Annotated in this window: 7 protein-coding genes; 3 read left to right on the top strand and 4 right to left on the bottom strand. The window is 46.1% G+C overall.

Features of this window, described 5'->3' with window-relative positions:
• Positions 1-139: 139 nt before the first annotated feature.
• From FHQ30_RS07660 to gloA, 3 genes are all read right to left on the bottom strand, one after another.
• Positions 140-1,498 carry a Na+/H+ antiporter family protein gene (locus tag FHQ30_RS07660; RefSeq protein ID WP_139610389.1) on the bottom strand — a complete coding sequence of 453 codons (1,359 nt, stop codon included), beginning with the start codon at positions 1,496-1,498 and terminating at the stop codon, positions 140-142.
• Positions 1,499-1,585: 87 nt separating this feature from the next.
• The gene (gene rnt, locus FHQ30_RS07655) at positions 1,586-2,263 is read right to left on the bottom strand and encodes a ribonuclease T (protein ID WP_139610388.1); all 678 of its coding nucleotides are present in this window, start codon (positions 2,261-2,263) and stop codon (positions 1,586-1,588) included.
• A gap of 73 nt (positions 2,264-2,336) precedes the next feature.
• Positions 2,337-2,744 (bottom strand): lactoylglutathione lyase, encoded by a 408-nt coding sequence (gene gloA, locus FHQ30_RS07650; protein WP_139610387.1) that lies wholly within the window; start codon positions 2,742-2,744, stop codon positions 2,337-2,339.
• A gap of 94 nt (positions 2,745-2,838) precedes the next feature.
• Here gloA and FHQ30_RS07645 point away from each other — a divergent pair, with 94 nt between their 5' ends.
• The 3 genes from FHQ30_RS07645 to FHQ30_RS07635 are packed head-to-tail and all read left to right on the top strand — an operon-like array spanning position 2,839 to position 6,642.
• A complete protein-coding gene (locus FHQ30_RS07645) occupies positions 2,839-3,663 on the top strand; it encodes an HI_1241 family integral membrane domain (RefSeq protein ID WP_139610386.1) in 825 nt (274 codons plus the stop codon).
• A 25-nt stretch (positions 3,664-3,688) separates the two neighbouring features.
• On the top strand, positions 3,689-6,445 hold the full coding sequence (locus FHQ30_RS07640; protein WP_139610385.1) for a YdbH family protein: 2,757 nt from the start codon (positions 3,689-3,691) through the stop codon (positions 6,443-6,445).
• Between the two features lie 17 nt (positions 6,446-6,462).
• Entirely contained in the window at positions 6,463-6,642 is a 180-nt protein-coding gene (locus tag FHQ30_RS07635; RefSeq protein WP_132966449.1) for a YnbE family lipoprotein, read from the top strand.
• A 39-nt stretch (positions 6,643-6,681) separates the two neighbouring features.
• Here the strand turns inward: FHQ30_RS07635 and FHQ30_RS07630 are convergent, their stop codons facing one another.
• The gene (locus tag FHQ30_RS07630; protein ID WP_139610384.1) at positions 6,682-7,509 is read right to left on the bottom strand and encodes an SDR family NAD(P)-dependent oxidoreductase; all 828 of its coding nucleotides are present in this window, start codon (positions 7,507-7,509) and stop codon (positions 6,682-6,684) included.
• Positions 7,510-7,615: the final 106 nt, after the last annotated feature.

The raw sequence follows: 7,615 nt of genomic DNA, 5'->3' as shown, positions 1-7,615 counted from the left end.
ATGAAAGGCTTTATTAAAAGTTCCATATTATATTTTCACCTTTTAATTTTAATCGGTGGTGGTGTAGTAGCACTGAATAATAATGTGATGAAGGCTGTTTTAGTGTTAAAACAGCCTTCGTTTTTTGGGAGCGTTGTTATCACAGCACCATTGCGGCAATCCAGCCGAAAATAACCAAGGGAATATTGAAGTGGATAAAGGTCGGCACGACTGAATCCCAGATGTGGTCATGTTTGCCGTCAATATTCAAACCGGATGTCGGTCCCAGCGTTGAGTCGGAGGCCGGGGAGCCGGCGTCACCTAAGGCGGCGGATACGGCAACCAGCGAGACGGTCGCCATTTCAGAGAAGCCTAAACTGATGCAAATCGGTACATAAATAGCAGCAATAATTGGCACGGTGGAGAAAGAAGAACCGATTCCCATGGTGATAAACAGACCGATCAACAACATAATCAATGCTGCCCAGCCTTTATTGTCACTGCCGATGGTTTCGCTGAAGGTTTGCACCAACGCCGCAACGCCGTGAGTTTCTTGAATCACATTGGCGAAACCGGAGGCGGCGATCATCACGAAGCCAATCATCGCCATCAATTTTAAGCCTTGCTGGAACAGATCATTGCTCTCTTTTAATTTGAAAATGCCCCCCAAGGCGAAAATAATCAAGCCAACCAAACCGCCGACAATAATCGAATCGGTATAGAGCTGCAAACCAAAGGTGAGTACGATAGCTAAAAGGCTCACTGCCACATGAAAGCGACTAATTTGACTGACTCGATCTTCAATATCATCTGCGGTTGGTTCAGGCGTTGCAACCAGATATTCGCGTGGTTTGCGATAGGTGTAGAACACTGCAATCAGCAAGCCTAGAATCATGCCCAACACCGGAATCAGCATCGAAGCAGAAACTTGAGCAGCCGTGGTGTGCAAGCCTAATGCTGCGCCCGCTTCATTAATTTTGGTAACCAGAATATTATCAATAAAAATCTTACCGAAACCGACCGGCAAAATCATATAGGTTGCAGTTAAACCGAACGTCAACACACAGGCGACGGCACGGCGATCCAGTTTCAGACGGTTCATGATGTCCAGCAATGGCGGCACCACGATAGGAATAAAGGCAATGTGTACCGGCAGGATGTTTTGTGAGGCGACGGCAAACAGGGTCAATAGCAGTAGCACTAAATATTTAAACCAGAACAACGCCTTTTCACTAGGTTGTTTACCCAGTTTTTTGATCACCTGCACCGCAAGCAGATCAGTCAAACCGGAACGGGAAATTGCCACGGCAAAAGCACCCAAAATAGCATAGTTCATCGCGACCGAAGCACCACCGCCTAAACCGTTGGTAAAGGTGGCTACGGTAGTTTGAATGTCCATGTTGCCAAGCAAACCGGCAGCCAGTGCGGAAATAATCAGGGCGATGACCACATTAATCCGCATCAGGCTCAGTGCCAATAACAGAATAATCGACAACACCACATTGTTGGTGAGTAACATAACGGTTGGTTCCTTAATTAAAAAAAAGAAATAGCAAAAGTAAAATAAAATAGAATTCTAAAACAAAGCGCAATAAATTTCTGCAATTTATTGGTTTTCGAGATTAAATAAGCGAAATCCATCCAGTTGTTTTAAACGATTCACCATAAAACAGAATAATTCTGCGGTTTTTTCAGTGTCATATAAAGCAGAATGGGCTTGTTTGGCGTCAAACGCAATATTTGCTGCTTGGCAGGCTTTAATTAATACGTTATTACCGAACATAAAAGCACTGAGGGTAGCGGTATCAAAGGTGCCAAACGGATGGAATGGGTTACGTTTCAACTGGCAACGCTCAGCCGCTGCCATTAGAAAGCCGTGATCAAAGGCGGCATTGTGCGCCACAATAATTGAGCGTTTGCAGTCAGCGGCTTTTTGGGTGCGGCGCACCATCTTAAAAATTTCACTCAAGGCATGTTCTTCACTGACTGCGCCGCGCAACGGGCTTTCAATATCAATGCCGTTAAATTTGAGTGAGTCTGGGTTGATGTTTGCCCCTTGGAACGGCTCAACATGAAAATGGCATTTCTCATCCGGCTGCAACAGTCCCTCGTGATCCATTTTTAAGGTCACGGCTGCGATTTCCAGCAGCGCATCGGTTTTAGGGTTAAATCCGGCGGTTTCGATATCGATGATCACCGGAAAATATTGCCGAAAACGATTTTTCAACAAATTGAAGTCGGTTTCAGTAGCGGCTTGAGTTGGGGATTGTGCTGTTGTGCTCACAAAAGAAATCCTGTATCGGGAATATCAAACCGGTGTGAATTCACACCGGCAAAGAGAGAATAAATTAAGCGAATTAATTGCCTAAACCGGCTTTGGCGCTTTTATTTTCAATGAATTCAACTTTGTAACCGTCTGGATCTTCGACAAAAGCAATCACCGTGGTGCCGCCTTTGACCGGACCGGGTTCACGGGTGACGTTGCCACCGGCAGACCGCACTTTGTCGCAGGTGGCATAAATATCGTCGGTGCCGATAGCAATATGGCCATAGGCCGTGCCTAATTCGTATTCAGTGACACCCCAATTATAGGTCAGCTCCAACACCGCACTTTTGTCTTCATCATCGTAACCCAAAAATGCCAACGTATAGCGATATTCGGTATTTTCGCTTTTACGCAGCACTCGCATTCCCAGCGCTTCGGTATAAAATTTGATTGAGCGATCCAAATCGCCGACACGTAGCATAGTATGTAAAATTCGCATAATTCACTCCTGAATGGTTAACAGAATAGGCAATATGGCATTATAATGCCGTATTATCAATAATTTCGATTTATTCTATCATGTTGGGTATTTTATGTCAGATCAAACCGACAACAAATCACGGATTGTGTTTTTAGCGCTGCTGCCGGTGATGGTGTTGCTTGCCAGTGAAACCGCACTTTTTTATCTGCAACAGCATTTGTTGAGCTTTGTTGCCATATTTTCCTTTGCCGTGCTCAGTTGTCAATTAGCAATCCAAATCGTATTTGTTAAAGGCGAAATTTGCAACGGGCAGCGTTTTCGCTTGGTTAAGGTCAATTTGTGGTTGGTACTGTATTGGGCTGGCTTATTGCTGCTTGGTACGATGGCAGCAAAACGCTATATTCCATTGGCGCTGTTGATCGGCGCGGCACTACTGCTTTTGATTACGGTATGGCAGCAACCAAAAGAGGATATTCGCTTGCAGCGCGGCATTCTGTTGTTTGGTACGGTTTGCGGTATATTGGGCTTGTTTTGTTATGTGGCGATTTTGCTGAATTTACCGTTGCAAGATGGGTTAATTTACAGTCCGTTCAGCCAATTGCTGCTGGGGTTGATTGTGGCGAACTGGCAACTGCGTTTATCACGCAACCGTTTGCAAGGCTTTCTGGCGTTATTGCCACGTTTGATGCTGTTAACGTTGTTACTCAACGCAATTTACAGTGTTGGTATTTTATTGGCGTTGCATGTGAATTTGCTGCTGCCGACCATCAGCAGCAGTGCCTTTGCCGGGTATTTTGCGTTGCATTTAGTGCTGGGCATCCTGTTGTTCTGGCTGATTTTAAAACAAAAAGTGCTGGATTTGCGTTGGCTATCGCTCCTGCTGTTGCTGACCCTGTGTTTGCCGTTGCTGCTGATGTCGGCCTATTTGCCGCTCTAAAATTAACTGTGAGTGAACATTGGTTATGTGGAAAAAATGTCTGATTGCCTGCTGCGCCTTGCTACTGTTGCTGGCGGCAATGGTCGCTTGGTTGTTGTTTGGCAATGGCATTCAAAAAACCGCAAACTATTTTCTTGCCCCGGATTTTCAAATTCAACTGAATCAACCCCTGAGAATTGATCGACAAGCGATCACCTTGCCGGAGATTCAGTTGACCAGTTTAAAACACGGCTGTCAACTGACAGAAACCACGCCAATTCGCTTTATTTGGCAACAGCGTAGACTGTTCTCTGAGCAAGTGCGGTTGGATTATAGCTGTTTGCAACAGATGATCGCACAAGAGGCGACAACAACCGAGCAGCCGCCTTTCACTCTCACACGCCTGTTTGCCTTATTGCCACTGGGCGAAGTGGAAATTGCCGATATTGAGTGGCAAAATAGCCAAGCCGAGCACAATCCACAGCTGCAACGCTTGCTTGCAGCCAGCACCCGACTTAAGGCGGTGCGACAAGATGATCAGCTGCGTCTGCAATTGAGCGTAAGCGAATATCAAGACGGGCAAGCTTATGCGTTGGCAAATGCGGATGGCATTTTAGTTGATAAAACATTAACCGCATTGTTGGTTTATCAGCCTGATGAACAACAACACCATCAAGTGACATTAACGGCTGATTTGGCAGACAGCGTCGAGCAGCTACCCCTCAGCGCTGATCTGGATTATCACTGGCGTTCGCCGGAGGTGATTATTCCGCAGGGCGGCATAACGTTAAACTGGAAGCAGCAGCAAGCGCAGTTGCAGCTGTATGAAGTGGTTGATCAGGAGCAACATCAACTGCTGGCGCTGCCGTTTGATATTAAAAACGGACGGCTACACATCAGTAAAGCCCGTTTCAATTGGGCAAAACAGCTGCCGCAACCGCTCAATGGCTTCCTTGATTTAGACCTACAGCCAACCGCTCAAAACCGCGCTTTTTGGAACAGTTTCCCGCTGAATATCAATTTTCGGTTGTCGCTGCTGACCAGCGGCGACAAAGGCAAAGGGCAGGTTGTGATTCAAGGATTAGACGGCAAAATTGATCGACAATCGTTGGATATTCCGCTGCAAGTCAATGGCGAAGTGAAATCCTTCGACAGTATTTTTTATACCAATCTGCCAATGCGGCTTGAAGGGGATTTATACCGACCATTGTTGCGTTTTTTAAGCGGCTCGTTGTTGCGTATGACCGGCAATACTGAATACATCGATATCGAAGAGCTGCGTTTGCCGCTGGCAGGCGTAGTGGTCGGGCAGTATGGGGTCAAAGGGCGGTTGCAAGCGATTTTGAAGGGTAAAACCCGACAATTTGAACAAATTGAGTTGCACCTTGACGGGCGGGCGAATGAATTTATTGCCGGCATTCATTCTATTTTTAATATTCGTTCGGCACAGGAAGTAATTCAACTGTCGGAAACCTCTGCCACGAATCGTTGGAACTGGAATTTTTGGGGCAACGCCAAAATACCGAGCCTGAAAAGTGCGGTCAATCTGCGTGGTCGTGGCTTTTGGCAGGACAGCTTGCTGAACATTCAGCTGTTGGACGGCGATTTGCAACGCTTCACCTTGCCGGGAGTGCAGGTTGGCGCTTTGCAATTGTCCTTGTCGCAAAACCTGTTATGGGATTATCAACAGCAGCAAATCAGTGGAGCGTTATCGGTGAAAACACCGCATATTCGCTTGGATTACGGCGGGCAAATTTTACAGCCGGATATCAGCGTAACGCTCGACGGAAAAGATTTCTCGGATCTGAATTTAAAAAGCGAGTTGAAAGCTGATCGTTTGGGGCCGATCCGCTTATTTTCCAGTTATCAAGACGGTATGTTACGTGGTAACATTTACTGGCCGCAACAATCCTCCGATGTATTTCAACCACTGTTTCCAAAGCGCTGGAACTGGCTGATTCAACGTGGCACGATTCGTGGACAAACTGCATTTTCGATTACACCGCAAAACGGTTTGGTTGCCGGGGGACATATTGCGATTCAAAACGGCAGTATTTCGCTGCCAAACGGCGCGATCAGCGGTATCAACTTCTCATTGCCGTACCGCTATCAGGATCAACATTTCCAATTGGGCGTAAAACAGCCGGTTGAGATCAAAATCGCGCAGTTGGATAACGGCGTGCGGTTAAATGATGTGTCACTACAACTACAGGGCTATTATCCCTACAGCCGTCAATATCCGCTGTCATTGACAAAGCTGCATCTAAGACTGCTAGGCGGTGAACTGAATGTGGACAAATTCTCTTTGCCGCAGCATAATCCAGCCTATTTGCGCTTAAATGGCATTGAATTGGCTGAGATTTTGCAGTTAATGCAATATAATCAGTTAGAAATGCGTGGTAAAGTGAATGCCAAGTTGCCGTTTTGGATCGAAAATTCAGACTGTATTATTTGTGACGGCGTGATTGAACAGGGCAATGATTGGCGCATTCATTTAAGCGATGAATTAATACGCAAAATCGAGCAGGGCGGCGGCATTACCGAACGGATTCTGACCAATTTGATGGAAACCATGGATGTTTACGATTCGAATATCAAGGTGAATCTATTGACAGACGGTACCGGTTTGATGAATGCGAAAATTAAAGCCAACAATGCGCTGCAAAATCCGATCTTCTTGAATTATAACCATAAAGAGAATGCATTTGATTTGTGGGATTCTATTAATTTTGGTTCAGAGCTACAGCAGCAGCTGGAATATCGACTTTACCAAAAACAGAATCAGGAAAATCAAAACCAATGAAATTAAAGGGAATTATTATGTTAAACCCGAAGCAGTGCGTGGGGCTGCTGTTTGCCGTATTTTTTACCGTCGCTTGCGTGCCGAAAATTCAATTGGAAACCCCTAAAGAGGGGATTACCATTAATATGAATGTGGAAGTCGAGCATAAAATTCAAATTGAAACGGATGAGAATACTCGCAAAATTCTAGGCGAATAGTGCTAGGCAATCATAGCGTCAAATACCAAGAGTATCGAATTATTGGTTGCCGCCTTTCCAATTCATCCAGTCAAATGTGCGGGTCGGCAACAGACGACGCAGCCACCAATACAGTTTGGTTGGAAAAGTGACCCGGTAACGCGGTTTGGGCGAATTACTTTCAAGACAGCGCAAAACTGCTTTGGCACAGGCTTCAGCTGGCAGGGTAAACGGATTGGCATTGCCGCTGGCATTTAAACGCTGTAGCTGTTGCTGATAGGCGTTGCGATGCACACTATTTTGCCAATCAATATGTTGCTCAAATTTCGCCAAGGCATTGGGGCGAAAGCGGCTGCGGATCGGACCGGGTTGTAGCAGGCTGACAAAAATCCTGCTGCCGCGCAATTCAGTACGCAAGGTGTCGCATAAGCCTTCCAGGGCGAATTTACTGCTGTTATACGCACCACGCCATGGCATGGCGGCAAAGCCTAAAATGCTGCTGTTGACGATAATCCGTCCGTGACCTTGTTGACGGAAAACCGCCATCGCATAGCGAATGCAGTCCCAAGTGCCGAACACATTGGTTGCAAACTGCTGTTGTAATGCGCTGTGGCTGATATCTTCTACCGCACCGGTTTGTCCGTATCCGGCATTACAGAAAATCGCATCTAAAGTGCGGTTTGCGCTGATCTGTTGTATAACCTGTTGGATTTGTTGTAAATCGGTGATGTCCAGTTGCACACATTCCAGCCCCTCTTGCTGCAAACGAGCCACATCTTCCGCCTTGCGACAACTGGCGATCACTTGCCAATCGTGCTGTTGAAGGTAAAGTGCGGTTGCATAGCCAATGCCGCTGGAGCAGCCGGTGATTAAAATGGTTTTTTTCATGGTGATTAGGGTCTGTTGATCTTTGTTTATAATTTGAGCTATAGACGCTTTTTCGCCCCTCTTTTCGCCAATAAATAAGGCAAAAGCCGTGAAGTTTAGTCATTCT

The organism is Testudinibacter sp. 'clade 2' (genome assembly GCF_006227735.1).
Classification (GTDB): domain Bacteria; phylum Pseudomonadota; class Gammaproteobacteria; order Enterobacterales; family Pasteurellaceae; genus Chelonobacter.
Note: the sequence above shows the minus strand (reverse complement) of the source record. Positions and strands in the feature narration are given on the sequence as shown.

What these genes read in the sequence shown, in the direction of transcription:
- FHQ30_RS07635 (WP_132966449.1), top strand. Translation starts at nt 6,463, where the DNA reads ATGTTAAACCCGAAGCAGTGCGTGGGGCTGCTGTTTGCCGTATTTTTT.
- FHQ30_RS07640 (WP_139610385.1), top strand. Translation starts at nt 3,689, where the DNA reads ATGTGGAAAAAATGTCTGATTGCCTGCTGCGCCTTGCTACTGTTGCTG.
- FHQ30_RS07660 (WP_139610389.1), bottom strand. Translation starts at nt 1,498, where the DNA reads ATGTTACTCACCAACAATGTGGTGTTGTCGATTATTCTGTTATTGGCA.
- FHQ30_RS07645 (WP_139610386.1), top strand. Translation starts at nt 2,839, where the DNA reads ATGTCAGATCAAACCGACAACAAATCACGGATTGTGTTTTTAGCGCTG.
- FHQ30_RS07630 (WP_139610384.1), bottom strand. Translation starts at nt 7,509, where the DNA reads ATGAAAAAAACCATTTTAATCACCGGCTGCTCCAGCGGCATTGGCTAT.
- gloA (WP_139610387.1), bottom strand. Translation starts at nt 2,744, where the DNA reads ATGCGAATTTTACATACTATGCTACGTGTCGGCGATTTGGATCGCTCA.